Annotated in this window: 19 protein-coding genes; 11 read left to right on the top strand and 8 right to left on the bottom strand. The window is 60.8% G+C overall.

Annotation, left to right across the window (positions count from 1 at the left end; translation table 11 throughout):
* The first annotated feature begins 119 nt into the window (after positions 1 to 119).
* The 6 genes from G3O01_RS28550 to G3O01_RS28525 all read left to right on the top strand — a co-directional run bounded on the left by G3O01_RS28550 (position 120) and on the right by G3O01_RS28525 (position 6,181).
* Positions 120 to 1,028 carry a formate/nitrite transporter family protein gene (locus tag G3O01_RS28550; protein WP_205809943.1) on the top strand — a complete coding sequence of 303 codons (909 nt, stop codon included), beginning with the start codon at positions 120 to 122 and terminating at the stop codon, positions 1,026 to 1,028.
* Between the two features lie 288 nt (positions 1,029 to 1,316).
* Positions 1,317 to 2,777: an esterase-like activity of phytase family protein gene (locus G3O01_RS28545; protein WP_205809967.1), complete on the top strand. Its 1,461-nt coding sequence runs from the start codon at positions 1,317 to 1,319 to the stop codon at positions 2,775 to 2,777.
* 770 nt (positions 2,778 to 3,547) lie between these two features.
* Entirely contained in the window at positions 3,548 to 4,315 is a 768-nt protein-coding gene (locus tag G3O01_RS28540; RefSeq protein ID WP_205809942.1) for a Pr6Pr family membrane protein, read from the top strand.
* Positions 4,296 to 4,613: a high-potential iron-sulfur protein gene (locus G3O01_RS28535; protein ID WP_205809941.1), complete on the top strand. Its 318-nt coding sequence runs from the start codon at positions 4,296 to 4,298 to the stop codon at positions 4,611 to 4,613. Before G3O01_RS28540 ends, G3O01_RS28535 begins: the two co-directional genes overlap by 20 nt.
* Positions 4,614 to 4,730: 117 nt before the next feature.
* On the top strand, positions 4,731 to 5,801 hold the full coding sequence (locus G3O01_RS28530; RefSeq protein WP_205809940.1) for a porin: 1,071 nt from the start codon (positions 4,731 to 4,733) through the stop codon (positions 5,799 to 5,801).
* Between the two features lie 122 nt (positions 5,802 to 5,923).
* Entirely contained in the window at positions 5,924 to 6,181 is a 258-nt protein-coding gene (locus tag G3O01_RS28525) for a hypothetical protein (protein ID WP_205809939.1), read from the top strand.
* Between the two features lie 18 nt (positions 6,182 to 6,199).
* On the opposite strand, the gene cls is transcribed toward G3O01_RS28525, so the two are convergent.
* Both cls and G3O01_RS28515 read right to left on the bottom strand, forming a co-directional pair.
* A complete protein-coding gene (cls, locus tag G3O01_RS28520; protein WP_205809938.1) occupies positions 6,200 to 7,462 on the bottom strand; it encodes a cardiolipin synthase in 1,263 nt (420 codons plus the stop codon).
* A gap of 93 nt (positions 7,463 to 7,555) precedes the next feature.
* Positions 7,556 to 7,819 carry a hypothetical protein gene (locus G3O01_RS28515; protein ID WP_205809937.1) on the bottom strand — a complete coding sequence of 88 codons (264 nt, stop codon included), beginning with the start codon at positions 7,817 to 7,819 and terminating at the stop codon, positions 7,556 to 7,558.
* A gap of 50 nt (positions 7,820 to 7,869) precedes the next feature.
* Between G3O01_RS28515 and G3O01_RS28510 the strand changes: the two genes are divergently transcribed.
* On the top strand, positions 7,870 to 8,364 hold the full coding sequence (locus tag G3O01_RS28510) for a hypothetical protein (RefSeq protein ID WP_205809936.1): 495 nt from the start codon (positions 7,870 to 7,872) through the stop codon (positions 8,362 to 8,364).
* A gap of 239 nt (positions 8,365 to 8,603) precedes the next feature.
* Here the strand turns inward: G3O01_RS28510 and G3O01_RS28505 are convergent, their stop codons facing one another.
* Positions 8,604 to 9,473, bottom strand: a complete 870-nt coding sequence (locus tag G3O01_RS28505; protein ID WP_205809935.1) for a mechanosensitive ion channel family protein — start codon at positions 9,471 to 9,473, stop codon at positions 8,604 to 8,606.
* Between the two features lie 274 nt (positions 9,474 to 9,747).
* Here G3O01_RS28505 and G3O01_RS28500 point away from each other — a divergent pair, with 274 nt between their 5' ends.
* Together G3O01_RS28500 and G3O01_RS28495 are read left to right on the top strand one after the other, a co-directional pair.
* A complete protein-coding gene (locus tag G3O01_RS28500) occupies positions 9,748 to 11,079 on the top strand; it encodes an MFS transporter (protein WP_241024322.1) in 1,332 nt (443 codons plus the stop codon).
* 141 nt (positions 11,080 to 11,220) lie between these two features.
* A complete protein-coding gene (locus G3O01_RS28495) occupies positions 11,221 to 11,685 on the top strand; it encodes a hypothetical protein (RefSeq protein ID WP_205809934.1) in 465 nt (154 codons plus the stop codon).
* Between the two features lie 28 nt (positions 11,686 to 11,713).
* On the opposite strand, the gene G3O01_RS28490 is transcribed toward G3O01_RS28495, so the two are convergent.
* Complete coding sequence (locus G3O01_RS28490) at positions 11,714 to 11,944, bottom strand: hypothetical protein (RefSeq protein WP_205809933.1); 231 nt, start codon at positions 11,942 to 11,944, stop codon at positions 11,714 to 11,716.
* Positions 11,945 to 12,058: 114 nt separating this feature from the next.
* Here G3O01_RS28490 and G3O01_RS28485 point away from each other — a divergent pair, with 114 nt between their 5' ends.
* Together G3O01_RS28485 and G3O01_RS28480 are read left to right on the top strand one after the other, a co-directional pair.
* On the top strand, positions 12,059 to 12,247 hold the full coding sequence (locus G3O01_RS28485) for a hypothetical protein (RefSeq protein WP_205809932.1): 189 nt from the start codon (positions 12,059 to 12,061) through the stop codon (positions 12,245 to 12,247).
* 266 nt (positions 12,248 to 12,513) lie between these two features.
* Positions 12,514 to 13,491 (top strand): glycosyltransferase family 2 protein, encoded by a 978-nt coding sequence (locus tag G3O01_RS28480; RefSeq protein WP_205809931.1) that lies wholly within the window; start codon positions 12,514 to 12,516, stop codon positions 13,489 to 13,491.
* Between the two features lie 789 nt (positions 13,492 to 14,280).
* Here G3O01_RS28480 and G3O01_RS28475 read toward each other — a convergent pair.
* From G3O01_RS28475 to G3O01_RS28465, 4 genes are all read right to left on the bottom strand, one after another.
* Positions 14,281 to 15,576 (bottom strand): MFS family transporter, encoded by a 1,296-nt coding sequence (locus G3O01_RS28475; protein WP_205809930.1) that lies wholly within the window; start codon positions 15,574 to 15,576, stop codon positions 14,281 to 14,283.
* Between the two features lie 417 nt (positions 15,577 to 15,993).
* Positions 15,994 to 16,119, bottom strand: coding sequence for a hypothetical protein (locus G3O01_RS45595; RefSeq protein WP_277403056.1), 126 nt, complete (start codon positions 16,117 to 16,119; stop codon positions 15,994 to 15,996).
* Positions 16,120 to 16,483: 364 nt separating this feature from the next.
* Positions 16,484 to 18,220: a SpoVR family protein gene (locus G3O01_RS28470; protein ID WP_205809929.1), complete on the bottom strand. Its 1,737-nt coding sequence runs from the start codon at positions 18,218 to 18,220 to the stop codon at positions 16,484 to 16,486.
* Positions 18,217 to 19,488, bottom strand: a complete 1,272-nt coding sequence (locus G3O01_RS28465; protein ID WP_205809928.1) for a YeaH/YhbH family protein — start codon at positions 19,486 to 19,488, stop codon at positions 18,217 to 18,219. Before G3O01_RS28465 ends, G3O01_RS28470 begins: the two co-directional genes overlap by 4 nt.
* Positions 19,489 to 19,520: the final 32 nt, after the last annotated feature.

The following is a 19,520-nucleotide window of genomic DNA, read 5'->3' as shown; positions in this document are numbered from 1 at the left end:
CTTGATGTCGCTAGAAACGCTCTGGTCCGACGAAAGCGATCACGTGTGGGCCTTGTCAGGCACCAAATTTGCGAAACGCTACGCGATGCGCGCATGCATCGCAGATGATCGGGTGTCCCATGAGCCAAGACAGCAACGCCGAAGAACGACAGCGAGAAACGACCGTTCGCACCAGTTCCGTTGATCGGCCCGAAAAGGCCGGCGCCGAATCGCCGCATCTGGACGAAGGCGAAAAAGATCAGGCCGCGCAGCACACCGCGCCACACGCGCTGATGCTGCATGAGATCGTGCGAGAAGAAGGCGAAGCGGCGCTCGAACGCACGGTGATCGCGCTCATGTGGTCGTCGCTCGCAGCGGGACTGTCGATGGGCTTCTCGTTTCTCACGACAGCCGTTCTCCAGGCCGGCCTGCCGGACACGCAGTGGCGTCATCTGGTGTCGAGCTTCGGATACACGACGGGCTTCGTGCTCGTCATCATGGGGCGCCAGCAATTGTTCAGCGAAAGCACGCTGACGGTCGTGCTGCCCGTGCTCACGCGGCGCGAGCTGGACTGTTTTCTGAAGGCACTGCGGTTGTGGGTCGTCGTGCTGTGCTGCAACGTGGTCAGCTCGTGGATCTTCGCGGCGATGCTGCGCCTGCCGGGCGTGTTCGAAGCGGATGTCGTCGACGCCCTCGACGAAACGTCGCGGGCCGCCATCGGTCCCGTCGACACTTTTCCTACCTTCATGCGCGCGGTGTTCGGCGGCTGGCTGATCGCGCTGATGGTGTGGCTGTTGCCGAGCGCGCGCTCCGCACGCCTTTTGACGGTGGTGCTGATCACCTGGGTCGTCGCCGTGGCGAAGCTGTCGCACATCATCGCGGGATCGACGGAGGTGGCCTATGCGGTGCTGGCGGGCGATGCGTCGCTTGCCGACTACTTCGGCCGCTTTCTGCTGCCGACGCTCGCGGGCAACATCGTGGGCGGCATGTCGCTTGTCGCGCTGCTCAATCATGCAGCGATCGCACCCGAAATCAGCGAACGGCGCTGAGTCTCGTTCATCCGGCGCACGCCTGAATACATCTGTAGCGATGATGTTTTCTCATGCGAATGTGTGCTGACGCACACAGCGCGCTGCGCGTAGACGCGCCGTCACATTTCCGACATACATGTCCCGCAAGATCGGTCCCCGGCAATAAAAAGTAAGAAATCGCGTAAGAAACCTTGCGCCCGGTCGCCCGTTTGCTTTCTTTTGCCGTACGCGCCCGGCGCCGCCTTCATTGCATTGCTCCGTTCAAGGGACATTCCTGTGCTGCGCTTATCGCTCTTCACCCGCACCATGATCGGTGCCGTCGCTTCGCTCGCGGCCCTCGCCGCTGCCCCCGCCGCTCATGCTTCTGTCGATCTGATCGCGATCGGCAAGCTCGACGGCAATCTGCTCGACAAGTCGAAAGAGACATCGGGCAAGCTCGAAAACGGTGCGCCCGGCAATCTGCTCGGCGGCCTCGGTTCGGGCCTCGGCTACGCGGGCTGCCATACGTTCCTCGCGGTGCCCGATCGCGGCCCGAACGCGATCTCGTACAACAAGGCGATCGACGATACGGCCTCGTACATCAACCGCTTCCAGACGCTGCGTCTGCATCTGAAAGACGCGCCGAAAGGTTCTTCACTGCCGTTCACGCTGACGCCGAAGCTCGTCGACACGACGCTGCTGCACACGTCGGACCGCCTCGTCTACGGCACGGGTGCCGCGTACGGCGTGCCCAATGGCGCGCCGAAACTGAACCGCGACAATCACACGAACTACCTCACGGGCCGCTCGGACAACTTCGATCCGACGCATCTGTCGACGTATCCGCTCGACGGCCGCTTCGATCCCGAGAGCATCCGCATTGCGAACGACGGCGACAGCGTGTTCATCTCCGATGAGTACGGCCCTTACGTGTATCGCTTCGATCGCAAGAGCGGCCGCCGCATCGCGACGTACAAGCTGCCCGACACATTCGCCGTGTCGACGCTCGCGCCTGTGGGCGACAACGAGATCAGCATGAACACGTCGGGCCGCGTCGCGAACAAGGGCATGGAAGGCCTTGCGATTTCACCTGACGGCAGCACGCTGTACGGCGCGATGCAAAGCCCGCTGATTCAGGATGGCGGCACCAATGCGCAATACACGCGCATCGTGAAGATCGACATCCGCTCGGGCCGCACGACGCAATACGCGTATCCGCTGACGAACATCGGCACGGCAGCGAAGCCGAAGTACCCGACCATCAGCGACGTGCTGGCGATCAACGATCACGAACTGCTCGTCGACGAGCGTGATGGCAAGGGTCTTGGCGACAATTCGACGGCAGCGTTCAAGCAGATCAACCGCATCGACCTGACGGGCGCGCAGGACGTGAGCCAGGCGAGCGGTGAAAGTGGTCTTGCGCCGTATGCCGTGAAGAAAACGCTGTTCCTGGATATCGTCGCTGCGTTGACGAAGTACGGGTACAACGCGAACGACATTCCCGCGAAGATCGAAGGCATCGCGTTCGGGCCGGATGTCACGGTGCACGGTGTGAAGAAGCACACGCTCTATGTCGCGAATGACAACGACTTCCTCGCGACGGTCACCGATACGAATCATCCGGCGGGGATCGCGAATCCGAATCAGTTTTTTGTTTTTGCAATTGATAGTGCTGATTTGCCTGATTATGTCGCGCAGCGTCTGCCGGGAGAGGTCAAAAGTGGTCATGATCATGACGAGGCTTGTCGTCGTGATGATGACGATGATCATGATGGGCATGGGCACTGATGTCGTTGGCTGATTTCCTGCGTTCCTGATTGATGATTTTTGTTTTTGTTTTGGTTTTGCTTTGAGCCGGCATCCGCGATTTGCTTTCGTGCTTCAGGCGTCGCCCCTGTGCGGGGCGGCACCTACTTTTCTTTGCCGCGGCAAAGAAAAGTAGGCAAAAGAAAGCCGCTCAACACCGCCAGTTCTTGTTCCCGCCTGAGGGCCCCCAACGGGTCCTCTTCTTCATGCGGCGTCGCCCTTCTCGATGCCCGCTGCCAACGCTTTGAATGAGCGCCTCACCCGCTTCACACTCCCGCGTCGCCACACGCGCGATCAAATCTCCCACGTTCTATAGCGGCAAACTGTGTGTAGGCTGTCGCGGCGTACACGCATCACTCCAGACTGAAAACCACGGTCGGTGTTGTAAGAACGCTGAGGTGTGAAGCACTACGACCTACACACAGTTTGCCACCTGGGCGGCCGTAACCATTCGCTGCCGCTGGCTGCGCTACGGGTGCTTGAAGTGGGTGAGGCGTCTAGCCAACGCGTTGGCGACGGGCACCAAACCAGGCAAGTTGCCGTGTGAAGCGGAGGACCCGTTGGGGGCCCTCAGGCGGTGGTCAAGAGCGGGCGGTGTTAGCCCGCTTTCTTTGCTTACTTTCTTTGCGGCGGCAAAGAAAGTAAGTGCCGCCCCGCACAGGGGCAACGCTTGCGCCGCGTAGGCGCTAACGCGGATGCCAGCGAAAACACCAGCAAACCAAAACCAAACCAAACCCGGCTAAAATCAACCCATGAAAACCCCCGTGTCCCCAGCCACGCGGCAACCCAGCCTAAGGGAACCCGAATTCCCGCTGCACGCGCCAAGCGTAGCATCCATCACATTAGCCGCGGCGATCGCCCTAATCTCATGGCTCGCGTTCGCTGCGCAAATCGATGTCACCGTGCATCGAATGTTATCGCGCGGCTATGGCGTGATGGACGGCATCGAGCGGCTCACGAGTTACCTCACCAATCTGACTATCTTCACCTGCGCAGTGTGCTTTACCTGCGTCGCCTGCTGCACGCGCTGCAGTCCGCCTCTCGTGCGGTTCTTCCTCCGACCCACGGTCATAACGGCTGTGACCTGCTATATCGTGTTCGTAGGGTTCGCGTACAACCTGCTGCTGCGGCATCTGTGGACGCCATCGGGCTGGCGCATGCTGCTCAACGAAAGCCTGCACACCGTCGTGCCGCTGCTCGTCGCGCTCTACTGGCTGCTGTTCGTGCCGCGCTTTCATCTGAGGCTGCGCCATCTGCTGTGGTGGCTCGTGTATCCACTCGGCTATCTCGCGCTGACCATGGTGCGCGGTGCGTTTTCGGACTTCTATCCCTACCCGTTCATCGACGTCGGCGAACTGGGCTACCAACGCGCGCTGATCAACGCAAGCCTGCTCGTGCTCGCGTTCATGCTGCTGATGGCCGTGTTCGTCGCCATCAATCACCGGCGGCCGATTCCGTCCATCGCGTCTGCTTCACCGCCTCGCCCACAAGAGAACGATCATGACAACAACCCGGCGTGAATTCATCGTTGCAGGGCTCGGCTCCGCAGTCGGCCTGTGTGCGGCACTTGCCGCCAGCCGCGACGCGCGTGCCGACGACAAATTGAGCGAAAGCGATCCCGCCGCGCAAGCGGTCGGTTATGTCATCGTCGCCGCAAAAGTCGACAAGAAGCGCTTTCCCGATTACAAGGCAGGACAGACCTGCAACAACTGCTCGCTGTTCCAGGGCAACCCGACGGACGCATGGGGCGGTTGCACACTGTTCGACACGAAGCAGGTAGCGGGCGGCGGCTGGTGCAGTTCTTACACGAACATGTAGCGCACATCGCGGCGGCGATGTTCGGTTAGTATCGGGCGCGTGACTGGCTGTCTTCGCATGCGGCCGTGTCGTTGATCGCGTTGTGCTCCCACGACTTCATAAAAATCGCCTGACCCGATGCAAACGTCCGACACGTCTTGCCGGCTGTCCTTCCGTTTGCCTGCGCGCAGTGCGCGACGACGTGCGATAGCACGCGTTGCCGCGTACTGCCTGCTCGGCATCGTGTCGCAGGCCCGCGCGCAAGGTTCTGTCACCCTCTATGGGCTGATCGACACCAGCATCGAAGTGACGAATCCCGGTAGCGGTTATGTCGCACGCATGGACTCGGGCGCATATCGCGGCACGCGCCTGGGCCTGCACGGCAGCGAGCCGCTCGGCAACGGTAATAACCTCGTCTTCACGCTCGAAAACGGCTTCGATTCGGCAGGCGGAGCGTTCTCGGTACCGGGCAGCATCTTCAACCGGCAGGCATGGATCGGCGCACAGGGCGGATGGGGCGAACTACGCGTCGGGCGTCAGTATTCGCCCATCTACATCCCGTTCAAGGGACAACTCGACGCGTTCGGCGCCGGCACCATTGCATCCGGCCTGAACAACCTGTCGAAGATCACGCCGTACACCGACAACGCATTTGCTTACCTGTCGCCGACCATTGCGGGTTTCAGCGCGACGGGCATGGTGGCGCTGCGCGATCCCGGCGACGGTAACGGCATCGGCGGCTACTACGTGACGGCCGAGTGGGCGCTCGGTGGGATGAAGCTGTTGTACGCGCATCAGCAGACGCATGGCGACGGCGCGTTGCGCGCGAACTTCGCGGGCGCGTCGTATCAATGGGGAGCACTCACAGGATTCGTCGCGTACTTCAATGGCGACGGCGGAACGCCGCGCTATCACGACGATGGACTGTCAGTGTCCGCACTGTGGCAGATCACACCACAAGCGAGTGCATCCGTCGGCTATGCGCATGCACGCGACCGCAGCGGCGGCGACAACGATGCCGACCAGTTCAGCATCGCGTTCGACTATCAGGTATCGAAGGCGCTGCTGCTCTATCTCAGCGCAGCCGACCTCGAAAACCGCGGACAGGCCACGTTCACGCTGCGCGGTGTGAATGTGACGGGTATCCCCGTCGCCTATCCTGGCGCACCCGTGCGTGGCGTGCAGGTCGGGATGATCGAGCGCTTCTAGCGCGATGCATTATCGTGCCTGCCGAACTATCGTTCACACCTCTGCAATCGGATGCCGCTGACGGATGGCACATGCATTGCGGTTTGATCGATGTGTCGAACTGCACTCGAGATATCCACGCGATGAACCAGACTGCGCTTCCTGTCCCTCCCGTTTCACCTTTTTCACCTTTTCAGACGGGCATCCGCCTGCACACGCCGATGCCACCCGAGATCGAACCCGATCCGACACCGCCGCCTGACGACGATCCCGATCGCGACCCCAGTTCCCCGCCCATTCCCGGACGCGAGCCGGACCGCGCACCGCCGAGCGAGGAACCGCCGGCAGGCGATCCACCCGAGCGCGCACCGCCAATGCGGGCTACCGAGGCTGCGCGTTGAGCGATCCGCAGTTGGACGTCAAAGCTGGGAGTCGAGCAACGCGACCACGCGCTCAACAAGCTTTTCGGTCCAGGGGCGCCCGTTCCAGTCGTCGAGCGTCACGCGCTTCGATTTCGCGAGATCGTCCGCGAAGATCTGCGTCTGACGGCGCGCAAACGTCGCGTCGTAGATGTTGAGGTTCGCTTCATCGTTGAGCTTGAACGAGCGCGAATCGAAGTTGGTCGAGCCGACTGAAACGAGAAATTCGTCGACGACCAGCAGCTTGACGTGGAACATCGTCGGCTGATACTCGAACATCTGCACGCCCGCTTCGAGCAACGGCCCCCAGCATGCACGCGACGCTTCGCGCACGGTATGCGTGTCGATATGTCTGCCCGGTGTGATGATCTGCACGTCGACGCCCCGCTTCGCCGCCTCGACGATCGCGTTGATCGTCAGCTTGTCGGGCACGAAGTAGGCGCTGGCGAGATGGATCGAGCGCGTTGCTGCCGTGATCGCCATCAGATACATCAACTGCATGTCGTCGCTGCCGCCCGAGGGCGAGCTGCTGAACATATGCGCGAGACCGTCACCCGCTTCATCGGCTGCAGGAAAATAGTCGGGCCCATGCAATACATTGCCGGTCGCCTTGATCCAGTTGTCCATGAACACGGCTTGCATATGGCCAACCACGGGGCCCGTCACGCGGAAATGGGTGTCACGCCAGTGCTTGTCGTCCTGTGCATGCCCCGTCCATTCCTGTGCGATGCCGACACCGCCCGTGAAGCCGATGCGTCCGTCGATCACCAGCAGCTTGCGGTGCGTCCGATCGTTCATGCGGCCGAGCCCCGTCCAGTGCGGCTTGTGATACTGGATCACCTCTGCGCCTGCACTTCTGAGCATCTCAAGGTAGCGCGTCTCCATCTTCTGTGAGCCGACCCAGTCGAGCAGCACATGCACTGCAATGCCTGCGCGAGCCTTCTCCGACAGCGCACGCGCAACCTGTTCGCCGATCTCGCCGGACCAGTAGATGAAGGTTTCAAACGTAATGGTTTTCTGCGCGGTGGCAATCCCTTCGAGCATCGACGGAAAAATTTCGTCGCCGTTGACGAGCACGTCGAAGCAGTTTCCGGACGAAACGGGCGGCCCAAGCAGCAGACCCATAGAGCGCATGAACTGAGGATCGTCACTGCCGTACCGGCGCTCGATCTTGTGCTCGATCTTCTTCTCGCCCGTGGACAGATTGGCGATCGCGAGCACGACGACCAGCGTGACCACGGCGGTGACCAGGATCGTCAGCATGCGCCGCGTCTAGCGGAAGAAGGTGCGTTCAGGCCCGACGCGCGCCACACAGTCAACAGCGGGTCAACGGCGGTGCGCGTCGGGACGACGGCATTACCAGTCGGGATTGTTGACTTCCTGGCGGTAGCCATAGACATTGTTGACGAGTCGATGCGGGCGTCCGCCTGCCTGCATCGCTTCGCGCCAGTTGCTGAGCGTGGCGAGCGAATCGGTGTGCAGTACCGCGTACGGTTTGCCGGAAATGTCCCCACTCGTGGACGTGCCGGGGAAGAACTCGATTGCAGTGTCGTCGACAGCGAGCAGCATGCGCATATCCGTTTGCAGGATCTGCATTTCATACAGCGTGGCGGGTGTCATGGCGTGGCGCTCCAGTGCATCGGAATGGTTCTAGACCGTGGGAGCCGACCATGATGATCGACGGGTTGGCGACGACGGTTTTCGAAGGAACGGGCTTCATGCCGTGGCGGCGAGTGGCGACGAATGAAGCCCAGCCGCATATTGAAAGCAAGCGGCATACCCAATACGTGCTCGATACGGGGCGCGGCTTACGCCGGATGGCCGGTTGGATCTTTGAAAAAAAGTCCAACGGAAGGGGTGAAAATTACGCGGCGCTGCTCGCTGGCCTGCGCCGACAGGCGCGCCAGCTTCGTATTGCGCTCGCGGTCGAGGAGTCAGTCGACGGGCAGCTGGTCGCAGGCGTTGGTCGCCGTCGACGCGCAAATGAACGAGTAGTCGCCGCTCCAGCGCACTGCGGCGGCGCTCGCATGCACGGCGTCCTGGAAACCAGGCGACGTTTCCCACGCGATGTAGCCGGAGCACAGCACAGCGGACATCACGACGAGAGAAAAGGCAATTTTTTCGAAGATCTGAAAACGGGGCGACATGGCAATCTCTTCCTATAAGCTCGCATTTTATCTCAATACTAGGGTTTTCACCTATGAGAATTGCGGCTTTGCAACATGTCACTAAGACAATGCACGCTCGTGTGCGCACTGCCTGCGCCCGATAACGGCGCACGGGGTGCATGAAGAGGCATTAGAGATGGGCAAATCAGAGCGCCAAGCGGTGCATTGAGCGCGAGACGGGGATGCTGGGAACATCGGCGGACGGCAAGCAGGAGCCTGCCGCCGCCGGATACGCATCACGCGAAAGGTGTCTCCGACTGACGCACGCGCGCGGGCTCCCCGCGGTGCGTGCGAGGCGCATCAGAGGTCTTGCAGCCGGCTTCTTCGAGTACAGTGCGCGCGCGCTCGCGCATGTCGGCGGCGGCGAGCTGCGCGTCCGCGCCGCTCACCCAGACAGCGAGCCGCACGGCTGCGCCACCGCCGCGTTGGTAATCGGCCGCCGTCACGACGGGTGCGAGCGTCGTGCCGCCCAGCACGCGCGGGTCGCCGGCAACCATTTTCTTCAGCGCCTCGATCGCGCTCGCAACGTCCTTGCGCTGCGCAATCCCGACTTCCACCTCGACGCGCTGCGTGCCGCCGCTGCTGTAATTGATCACCGGATTGCTCCAGATCTGGCTGTTCGGAACAAAAACAGCATTGCCGTCGCTGCGTTCGATGCGTGTCGTGAAGAGCCCCACTTCACGTACGATGCCCGCGGTCGCGCCCGATCCTTCGATCACATCGCCGGCACGAAATGGCCGTAGCATCAGCAACATAATGCCGGCTGCAATATTCTGCAGTGTCCCCTGCAGCGCGAGGCCGATCGCGAGTCCGGCCGCGCCGAGCACGGCCAGCACGCTGGCTGTTGCGACCCCGACTTCACTGAGTGCAGCAAACAGCACGAGCACGCGCACGGCCCACGTGCCGATTGCATTGATCATCGGTGCGAGCGTCGGGTCGGCATGCGTGCGTGACATGGCCTTCGACAGAAATCCGCCGATCCGGTTGGACAGCCACCATCCGGCAATCAGGATCAGGATCGCAACACCCGCATGCATCAGGTCTTGCGTGAGCGTGACGAGCAGCGAGGGTTGCAGGTGAAAAACGCGTGCGAGCAGATCATCCATGGTTCGTATCGATGGTTTGAAAAGAGGAAGCACAACGATCGCCGTAATGTCGCGTAACGGACCACGCGGGAACGCCTGTTACCACGGCGCGGCAAGCGCAAGCGACTTGCTCTAAACTGGCGGCCCGAACGATGTCTCGACAGCACATGCGATTGCGTTGAGCTATTTCCGTCCAAGCGCGTGCAAATGCGGTGCCTGAGCACCAATCCAGGCGCAACCGTGCAGGCTGCACGCGGAAACCGGCCCGTTATATGGGACGACCCTCCATCTATCGATGAAAAAACCATCCGCCGACGCCAGCGACCCGGTCAACCCGTCCCCCCGCTCTACCGCCGCCGACACCTTCGACAAGCTCGTCGACGACACCGTCCGCGAACCCGAAATCAGCCTGCCTCGACAGACGCCATTCCAGCGTTTCTGGTGCACCCGCGTGCTGTCGTCGATGTCGTTTCAGATGCTCGCCGTCGCGATGGGGTGGCACATCTACGCGCTCACGCACAGCGCATTCGCACTCGGCCTGGTCGGTCTCGCGCAATTCCTGCCGATGTTCGTGCTGACCCTCGTGGTCGGCCAGGTCGCCGACCGTTACGACCGGCGACGCATTGCAGCGATTTGCCAGGGGCTCGAATGCACGGCTGCGGCGCTCTTCGCGTGGGGCACCTTCGACGGCTGGATCAGCGCGCCCGTGATCTACGTGCTTGCCGCATGCGTGGGCGCAGCGCGGGCCTTCGAGTCGCCCGCCGTCGCGTCGCTGCTGCCCGGCGTCGTGCCGCGCGCGCAGCTTTCGCAGGCGACGGCATGGGCCACGTCGGCGAACCAGGCTGCGCAGATCGCCGGCCCTGCACTCGGCGGCCTGCTCTACGGCATTGGACCGGGCGCCGCGTATCTGGCGTGCACGCTGTCGTTCGCGCTCGCTTCCGCGGCTGTCAGCACGATTCCGCTACGCACGAAGCCCGTGCCGCGCGCGCCCGTCACGCTCGAATCGGTGTTCTCGGGCGTGCGGTTCATCCGCAGTCAGCCGGTAATTCTCGGCGCACTGTCGCTCGATCTGTTCGCGGTGTTATTTGGCGGCGCAACCGCCCTGCTGCCGATCTTCGCGCGCGATGTGCTGCACGCCGGGCCGCTCGGTCTCGGGCTGCTGCGTTCGGCCTCCGCTGTCGGCGCGCTTGGCGGCACGATCTGGCTTGCGCACTTTCCGCTGCGTAACCGGCCAGGTGCCGCGATGTTCGGCGGCGTGATCGCGTTCGGCATCGCGACGCTCGTGTTCGGGCTGTCGCACTCGTTCATCGTGTCGTTCTTTGCGTTGATGGCGCTTGGCGCGTCGGATGTGATCAGCGTGGTCGTGCGGCTCTCGCTCGTGCAACTGCGCACGCCCGACGAAATGCTCGGCCGTGTGAGCGCAGTCAATTCGCTGTTTATCGGCACGTCGAACCAGCTTGGCGAGTTCGAGTCGGGGCTGACGGCCGGCTGGTGGGGCGCGCAGCCCGCCGTGCTGGTCGGCGGATGCGCGACGATTGCCATCGCGCTGTTGTGGATGAAGCTGTTTCCGGAGCTGCGCCGCACGCGCACGCTGGAACGCGAAGAACAACACGAAGTGACGGCATAGCGCTTTGGCGTTGGTTGCCACGATGCGGCGCGCGATCAGGCGCGCTCATTGCAAGTCCAGCTGGGTAGATCGGCCGCAAACAGGCACGTGTGCATTGCACATGCACACGCTTGCGCGGCCATCCCTGCCTAGGAGACGCACATGCACCCGACCCGACGCGCCCGCCGTATCCATTCGATTCATATGATCGTCACGCTGACCGCGCTCGCGAGCGCCACGCTGATATCGTTGCCGGCCCGCGCCGACGACGCACCGAGCCCCTGCACCGCGCTCAAGCGCATCGTTGCGGCCGCGCCCACGGGCTTTTCCCAACTGACGCCGGACGACGGCAAAGGCGTCGCGCAGCCGTACGGCGACGACGCGCAATGCGGCGCTGCAAAAGGCAGCTACGAGTGCTCGTGGACGCCGAGCGGTGGCGTGGGATCGAGCACAGCGGCGTTACAGGCGGTCGCCGCCGACATCGCGTCATGCCTGCCCGACGCCACGCATGATGTGAATTCGCCCGCGCGCCAGCATTTTTACGTCGGCCCGCGCGAGGCGCGCACGCAGATCACTGCGATGCCTGCGGGCGCAAGCAAGGTGAAACTGGTGGTCTCAGGCAAGTAGCGAAAAAACGCCGCGACGCTATTCGAAACTATTCGATCCGATACCAGACGCGAATGCCCGAATACCAGTGACTCACGCTGGTGTCGTCGCCGGAACCGAACGTCGACAGACTTTCGACGTTGATCACGTCGACCTTGTTTTCCTCGATCCACGCATTCGCGCGATCGACGAGCGCAGCGGCGTTTTCGTATACATGGCCCCGAATCACGTGGCGTTGCAGAACCTGGCGATCGAAATCGTGGAACGCGATCTTGCTCATGAGTTGTCTCCGACAGGCTGTTTTAATGGTTGATGCCTGCCGCGAGTCTATCAATCACGGGACGGGAGCGGCAATTGCTCGATCATCGACAGGCAATGTCCTGAGGGAGTGATCATGAATAGCGACAAGCAGAAAACGTCGGCCGCGGCCGGCCCGGGCGGCGACATCGAACACCCGAAGCACCCGGTTCATAGCGACAACGAAAAGAGCAAGATGCCCGAGCGGCATGACGAAAATCGCAAGCAATCGCCGGCGGATCGTCCGGGTAAAAAATCCGGCGAAGGCGAAACATCCGTCGGCTAGAGAGGTTGGATTTCGCTTGATGCAATCGCGCGCAAGTGCGGTCATTCGCAGCAAGAAATACGGCGGCCTGCACATTTTGCAGGGCCGCCGGTTTTTTTTCGGCGCGCTTCGCGCATTGTCTGCCGTTCGGAACGACGCACGCTGCATTTTTTACTGAATTATTTCTGGTTATTTTTCCGTGCCCTTCAACTACCTTGCCGTTTGCGGCGAAAGATTTCGTAATGTGAAGCATCGCTGCCTTTGGTTAATGGAGCGAGCGGAAAACGATGACGACATCCTGCAAGGTTTCCATTTGCGTGCCGACCTACAACCGGCCTGAACTGATCGTCCAGTGTCTGGACTCGTGTCTCGCGCAGACACACGCGAACGTCGAAATCCTGATTGGCGACGATTCGACCGACGACCGCACACAGCGCCTGATCGAAGCGCGTTACGCGCACGATGCGCGCATTCGTTACGTCAGGAATGAACCGTCGCTCGGTCAGGCGCGCAACGTCGCGAGTCTGTTTGCACGCGCGAGCGGTGACAAGATCACACTGATTCACGACGACGACTATCTTGTCCACGACGGCATCGCGAGTTTGCTGGCGCTGTGGCAGCAGCATCCGCAACTCGAAGTCGCGTTCGCAGACCAGTATGAAGTCGATGCGCAAGGCCACGTCGACACAGTGAAAAGCGCGACGCTCAACGCGGACTTCTATCGCACGGCACAAGCGCAAGGCTTGCAGAAGCAACCGGGACGCACAGGTCTCGTGCAGATGTTCCCGAACAACGGCTGGATGGCCAATGCCGATCTCGTCAAGCACATCAGCTATCGTGACGACGTCGGCACGTGTTGCGATTACGTGTTCGGCACCGAGTTATGTCTTGCCGCGTCGCAGGTGTATTACCTGCATCGCTATGTGTCGTATTACCGCAAGACGGACGTGTCGATTTCGCACAGCACGCGTGGGTCGACGGTTGCCGCCACGCTGACGGCATTCGAGTTCGTGACGGCGCTCAGGCTTGATGCGTCGCTTGAACCCGCTCGACGGCTTGCGTTGCGAAGGCTCGCGCCGATTGTCGTGTCACTGTATGCGAAGAATCATGCGCCGCTTGCCGCGCTGCGTGTGGCGATGGAGCATCCGTATGCTTATGCGTATGGGTTCGATGCTCGCTTTTACTATCATCTGTCGTTGATCTTGCGGGCGGTTATCGCGTTGAAGGGGCGTGGGTTGCCGCCTTCGGCGCCGCGGTTTCCATGATTTTTTTGCGCGCTGTTGGCATCCGCGAAGCGCCTACGCGGCGCAGGCGTTGCCCCTGTGCGGGGCGGAACTTACCTTGGCTTGTCTTGCGATGCTGGTCGGTTTGCTTTTGTTGTCGCTGGCATCCGCGGTTTGTTATTGGTTCTTCAAGCGTTGCCCCTGTGCGGGGCGGCACTTACTTTCTTTGCCGCCGCAAAGAAAGTAAGCAAAGAAAGCGGGCTAACACCGCCCGTTCTTGACCATCGCCTGAGGGCCCCCAACGGGTCCTCTCCTTCACACGGCAACTTCTCAGTCACCGCCCCTTGCCAGCGCCTCGAACAGGCGCCTGACCCACTTCAATCACCCGTAGCGCAGCCAGCGGCAGCGAATGGTTGATGCCGCCCAGGTGGCAAACTGTGTGTAGGTCGTAGTGCTCCACGCGTCAGCGTTTCTACGACACCGATCGTGCTTTTCAGTCCGGAGTGATGCGTGTGCGGCGCGAAAGCCAACACACAGTTTGCCGCTATAGAACGCGGGCAATTTGACTACGTGTGCGCCGACGCGGGAGTGTGAAGTGGGTGATGAGCCAGTTCGAAGCGCTGGCAACGGACAATGAATGGCAGGTTGCCGTTTGAAGCGGAGGACCGGTTGGGGGCCCTCAGGCGGGAACAAGGGTTAGCGGTGTTCAGCGGCTTTCTTTTGCCTACTTTTCTTTGCCGCGGCAAAGAAAAGTAGGTGCCGCCCCGCACAGGGGCAACGCTTGAAGAACCACTAACATCACGCGGATGCCAGCGCAAACAGAACCTCACATCACGGTTCGTGACGCAAATACCCTTCCTTCGACGGATCCCGCATCCGGAACGACACAAGCCCAGCAATCGCGCACAACGCCGTCACATACCAGTAAAACAGCGGCTCGTTGCCCGCCTGCTTCAACCACAGCGCCACATATTCCGCCGAGCCACCGAAGATCGCGTTCGCAACTGCATACGACAGGCCCACACCGAGCGCGCGCACTTCAGGCGGGAACATCTCTGCCTTGATCAGGCCGCTGATCGACGTATAGAAGCTCACGATGGCCAGTGCAATCACCACCAGCACGAACGCCATCACCGGGCTCGTCACATCCTTCAGCGCATGCAGCAACGGCACAGTGCCAACCGTCGCGAAAAAGCCGAAAAACAGCATCGACTTCCGACGGCCAATCCGATCCGACAACGCGCCGAATGCGGGCTGCATGATCATGTAGACGAAGAGCGCCGCCGTCATCACATTGCTCGCCGTCTTCGCATGCATGCCAGCCGTGTTGACGAGGTACTTCTGCATGTACGTCGTGAACGTGTAGAAAATCAGCGAGCCGCCAGCCGTGAAGCCGAGCACCGTGAAGAACGCGCCCTTGTGTTGCCACATGCCGCGCAGCGTGCCCGCCTCCTTACGTTGACGCGATTCGGCCGTGGTCGTTTCGTCGAGCGAGCGGCGCAGGTACAGCGCAACCAGTGCCGCACATGCACCGACCACGAACGGAATGCGCCAGCCCCAGGCCTTCAGCTCTTCCGTCGTCAGCACCTGTTGCAGGATCACGAGCACCAGCAGCGCAAACAGCTGGCCGCCGATAAGCGTCACGTACTGGAACGACGCGAAGAAACCGCGGCGGCCCTTCAGCGCGACTTCACTCATGTAGGTCGCACTGGTGCCGTACTCGCCACCCACCGACAGCCCCTGAAAGAGACGCGCGAGCAACAGCAGCGCGGGCGCGAGCGCGCCAATCTGCGCGTAGGTCGGCACGACGGCAATCACGAGCGAGCCGCCGCACATCATGAACACGGAGACCATCATCGCGAAACGCCGGCCGCGCTTGTCGGCGAGACGGCCGAAGAACCAGCCGCCGATCGGGCGCATCAGGAAGCCTGCGGCGAACACACCTGCCGTATTGAGCAGCTGCGCGGTCGTATCGCCCTTGGGGAAAAATGCCGGCGCGAAATACAGTGCGCAGAACGAGTAGACGTAGAAATCGAACCACTCGACGAGATTGCCCGACGAAGCGCCGACGATCGCGAAGATGCGGCGCCGGGTGTCGGAGGGAGTGAAGACGGTTGTGTCGGTCATGGGTGTCGGTCCCTTGTTTTAAAGTTTGGCGGTCGGTTGCCGCCTTTTGTATTGCACGCTAACCGCTTTGCAATCTGGTTTCGGACTGGTTGCAAGCTGGTTGCAGTATGCGTGCGAGATTGTATAGAGATGTAAGCTTTTGCGCGGTCGGTATCTTAACGGATATATGGTGCGTGGGCGCTGTTTTGTGGTTTTGGTTTTGGGTTTGGGTTTGGGTTTGGGTTTGGGTTTGGCTTCGGTTTTGATGGCATCCGCGATTTGTTATCGGTTCTTCACGCGTTGCCCCTGTGCGGGGCGGCACTTACTTTCTTTGCCGCCGCAAAGAAAGTAAGCAAAGAAAGCGGGCTAACACCGCCCGTGCTTGTTCCTGCCTGAGGGCCCCCAGCAGTTCCTCCGCTTCACACGGCGTTTTGCCGTTCAGTGCCCGTTGCCAACGCTCTTATTGAGCGCCCCACCCACTTCAATCACCCATAGCGCCGCCAGCGGCAGCGAATGGTTTGCGCCGCCCAGGTGGCAAACTGTGTGCAGGTCGTAGTGCTTCACACCTCAGCGCTCCTACGACACCGATCGTGCTTTTCAGTCCGGAGTGGAACGCATAAGTCGCGAAGACCTACACACCGTTTGCCACTATAGAACGCGGGCGATTTGATGGTGCGTGTTTCGACGCGGAAGCATGAAGCGGGTGATGCGCCTAGCCGAAGCGTTGGCAACGGGCATCGAGGAGGGAGATGCCGCAAACAGGACGGGCCCGTTGAGGGCCCGTGGGCAAACGTCAAGAATTGGCGGTGTTAAGCGGCTTTCTTTTGCCTACTTTTCTTTGCCGCGGCAAAGAAAAGTAGGTGCCGCCCCGCACAGGGGCGACGCTAATAAACCACTAACATCACGCGGATGCCAGCAACCAAGCTCATCAAAGCCGCACAGCAGGCGCCGTATATCTGCATTCGTACCGCTTCCTGACGGTACCATTTTCATCGACACTTTCGAGGTACACATCGAACTGCCACAACCGCGCCATGTGCTTGAGCACTTCGTCACTGTCGCCCGACAGATGCCGGTTATCACTCATGAAGTGACGCAACGTCAAACTACGATCACCGCGCGTATTCACCGAATACACCTGAATATTCGGCTCGCGATGATGCATGTCGTACTGCCGCGACAAAGCCTGACGCACATATCGATAGCCACTATCGTCGTGGATAGCCGACACCTCCAGCGCATCGCGCATATCGTCATCGAGCACCGAGAAGAGCCGCATTTCGCGGATCAGATGCGGCGACAGATACTGCGCGACAAAGCTCTCATCCTTGAAGTTGCGCATCGCGTAGTGCAAGGCCTGCAGCCACGGACTGCCCGCAAGCTCTGGGAACCACTTGCGGTCCTCTTCCGTCGGGTTCTCGCAGATGCGGCGAATGTCGCTCATCATCGAGAAACCCAGCGCGTACGGATTGATGCCGCTGTAATACGGCTTTGTGACGGGCGGCTGATAGACGACGTTGCTGTGCGAATGGAGAAACTCCATCATGAAGCCGTCTTCGAGCTTGCCCTCGTTGTACATCGTATTGAGCAAGGTGTAGTGCCAGAACGTCGCCCAGCCTTCGTTCATCACCTGCGTCTGACGCTGCGGATAGAAATACTGACCGACCTTGCGCACGATGCGGATCACTTCCCGCTCCCACGGTTCGAGCAGTGGCGCATTCTTTTCCGCGAAATACAGCAGATTTTCCTGCGGCTCCGGCGGATAGCGCTCGTCGACTTCTTCCGGCAAAGGCGTGTGACGACTGGGCAGCGTGCGCCACAGTTCATTCACCTGTGATTGCAGATACGCTTCGCGTTCGCGGCGCGCTTCGAATTCCTTCTGCAACGACAGCTTCTGCGGACGCTTGTACCGATCCACGCCGTAATTCATCAGCGCATGGCACGAGTCGAGCAGTTCTTCGACACGATCGAGCCCAAACCGCTCCTCGCACTCCGCGATGTAATTCTTCGCGTAGACGAGGTAATCGATGATCGCGTGCGCATCCGTCCACAGGCGGAACAGGTAGTTCCCCTTGAAGAACGAGTTGTGCCCGTACGCCGCGTGCGCGATGACGAGTGCCTGCATCGTCATCGTGTTCTCTTCCATCAGATACGCGATGCAGGGGTTCGAGTTGATGACGATCTCATACGCGAGACCCATCTGCCCGCGTCTGTAACTCTTCTCGGTGGCTAGAAAGTGCTTGCCGAACGACCAGTGCCGGTAATTGACCGGCATGCCGACGGACGCGTAGGCGTCCATCATCTGTTCAGCGCTGATGAGTTCGAGCTGGATCGGATAGACGTCGAGTTCATATTGCTCTGCAACATGCGCAATATGTGTGTCGTACTCTTCGATCAGTTCGAAGGTCCAGTCGGACGGACACGGCAACGGCCTTCTGTCGGCAACGTTCATACGGACTTCCCTTTGCCCTTTGGTGGGCGCCCCGGTGGGTCCCCGTGCTGCAGCTGCGTCAGGCACTCCGCCTGCTCCGGCATCGGGCGCACGCGCGTCCTGCGCGTGTGCCGTGTTCGCCTCGGCATGCCCGGCCTCACTCTGCTTCGGCACGCCTTTCTTGCGCTCGGGTTCATACCCGCGCGCCTCGTTATGCAAGTGGCGAGTCGTCATGCGGCTTCCACCTGCTTTTCGAACAGCTCGCGGAACACTGGGTAGATATCCGCAGCCGTTTCGACCTTCTTCATCGCCATATGCGGCTGACTCAACGCGAGTTGCGCATATTCGAGCCACAGGTTCTGCTCTTCGGGCGTCACCTGAATGTACGCAAAATACCGCACCTTCTCCAGAATGTCATCAGCGAGTATCTTGCGGCACTTCGGCGAGTCGTCGGTCCAGTTGTCGCCGTCTGAAGCCTGCGCGCCGTAAATGTTCCATTCAGTCGGCGAGTAACGCTCGTCGAGAATCTTCTGCATCAGTTCCAGCGCACTCGATACGACCGTGCCGCCGCTTTCGGTCGAATGGAAGAACGTGTCTTCATCGACTTCTTCAGCGCGCGTGTGGTGCCGGATGAACACCACTTCGATCTTCTCGTAGTTCCGCTTGAGGAACAGATACAGCAGAATGAAGAAGCGCTTGGCGAGATCCTTGCGCTGCTCATCCATCGAACCCGACACATCCATCAGACAAAACATGACGGCCTGACTGGACGGTTGCGGCTGCTTCACGCGATTCACGTAACGCAGATCGAACGGATCGATGAACGGAATGCGCCAGATGCGCCCACGCAGATGATGGATCTCTTCTTCGAGCAGCTTGATGTCGTCGCGACGATCGGCGGGGTCCGCCTTCATCTCTTCGAGTTGCTTCTCGAGTTCGTGCAGTTCGTTGACGAGCGGCGCGCCGAGCGCGATACGCCGGCCCAATGCGCTGCGCAGCGAACGCACCACGTCGATGTTGTTCGGCGTGCCTTCGGCCGCCCAACCCGCGCGAATACTCTTCCACGTCGGGACGGCAAGCAGATGGGTTTTGACGAGACGCGGCAGTTCGAGGTCGTCGAAGAAGTACTGCATGAATTCTTCGCGGCTCAACTCGAAGACGAAATCGTCCTGGCCCTCGCCTTCGTTGCTGGCGCTGCCACCGCCGCCGCTGCCGCCGCCACCTTGCGGGCGCGGTATCTTGTCGCCGCGAATATAGTCGGCGTTACCCGGGTGCACCATTTCGCGCTTGCCGCCAGGGCCATGCCGGAACGACGGTTCGGCAATGTCCTTGCGCGGAATCGTGATGCTCTGGGTGTTCTGAATATCCTTGATGCTCCGGTCGCGCACCGCTTCTGACACCGCGCGCCGAATATAGCCCTTTACGCGACGCAGAAAACGTTCGCGGTTTGCAATGCTCTTGTTCTTGCCTGCCAGCCTGCGGTCGATGATTTGATGAAGCACATCCGGTCTCCCGCTCCGATTTGGAATACGCG

Origin of the sequence: Burkholderia sp. Ac-20365, from assembly GCF_017104715.1 — a bacterium.
Lineage (GTDB): Bacteria > Pseudomonadota > Gammaproteobacteria > Burkholderiales > Burkholderiaceae > Paraburkholderia.
This window is presented reverse-complemented; position numbering and strand designations above follow the sequence as displayed.

What these genes read in the sequence shown, in the direction of transcription:
- G3O01_RS28530 (WP_205809940.1), top strand. Translation starts at nt 4,731, where the DNA reads ATGCAAACGTCCGACACGTCTTGCCGGCTGTCCTTCCGTTTGCCTGCG.
- G3O01_RS28550 (WP_205809943.1), top strand. Translation starts at nt 120, where the DNA reads ATGAGCCAAGACAGCAACGCCGAAGAACGACAGCGAGAAACGACCGTT.
- G3O01_RS28495 (WP_205809934.1), top strand. Translation starts at nt 11,221, where the DNA reads ATGCACCCGACCCGACGCGCCCGCCGTATCCATTCGATTCATATGATC.
- cls (WP_205809938.1), bottom strand. Translation starts at nt 7,462, where the DNA reads ATGCTGACGATCCTGGTCACCGCCGTGGTCACGCTGGTCGTCGTGCTC.
- G3O01_RS28545 (WP_205809967.1), top strand. Translation starts at nt 1,317, where the DNA reads ATGATCGGTGCCGTCGCTTCGCTCGCGGCCCTCGCCGCTGCCCCCGCC.
- G3O01_RS28510 (WP_205809936.1), top strand. Translation starts at nt 7,870, where the DNA reads ATGATGATCGACGGGTTGGCGACGACGGTTTTCGAAGGAACGGGCTTC.
- G3O01_RS28505 (WP_205809935.1), bottom strand. Translation starts at nt 9,473, where the DNA reads ATGGATGATCTGCTCGCACGCGTTTTTCACCTGCAACCCTCGCTGCTC.
- G3O01_RS28485 (WP_205809932.1), top strand. Translation starts at nt 12,059, where the DNA reads ATGAATAGCGACAAGCAGAAAACGTCGGCCGCGGCCGGCCCGGGCGGC.
- G3O01_RS28535 (WP_205809941.1), top strand. Translation starts at nt 4,296, where the DNA reads ATGACAACAACCCGGCGTGAATTCATCGTTGCAGGGCTCGGCTCCGCA.
- G3O01_RS28490 (WP_205809933.1), bottom strand. Translation starts at nt 11,944, where the DNA reads ATGAGCAAGATCGCGTTCCACGATTTCGATCGCCAGGTTCTGCAACGC.
- G3O01_RS28500 (WP_241024322.1), top strand. Translation starts at nt 9,748, where the DNA reads ATGAAAAAACCATCCGCCGACGCCAGCGACCCGGTCAACCCGTCCCCC.
- G3O01_RS28525 (WP_205809939.1), top strand. Translation starts at nt 5,924, where the DNA reads ATGAACCAGACTGCGCTTCCTGTCCCTCCCGTTTCACCTTTTTCACCT.
- G3O01_RS28540 (WP_205809942.1), top strand. Translation starts at nt 3,548, where the DNA reads ATGAAAACCCCCGTGTCCCCAGCCACGCGGCAACCCAGCCTAAGGGAA.
- G3O01_RS28475 (WP_205809930.1), bottom strand. Translation starts at nt 15,576, where the DNA reads ATGACCGACACAACCGTCTTCACTCCCTCCGACACCCGGCGCCGCATC.
- G3O01_RS28470 (WP_205809929.1), bottom strand. Translation starts at nt 18,220, where the DNA reads ATGACGACTCGCCACTTGCATAACGAGGCGCGCGGGTATGAACCCGAG.
- G3O01_RS28480 (WP_205809931.1), top strand. Translation starts at nt 12,514, where the DNA reads ATGACGACATCCTGCAAGGTTTCCATTTGCGTGCCGACCTACAACCGG.
- G3O01_RS28515 (WP_205809937.1), bottom strand. Translation starts at nt 7,819, where the DNA reads ATGACACCCGCCACGCTGTATGAAATGCAGATCCTGCAAACGGATATG.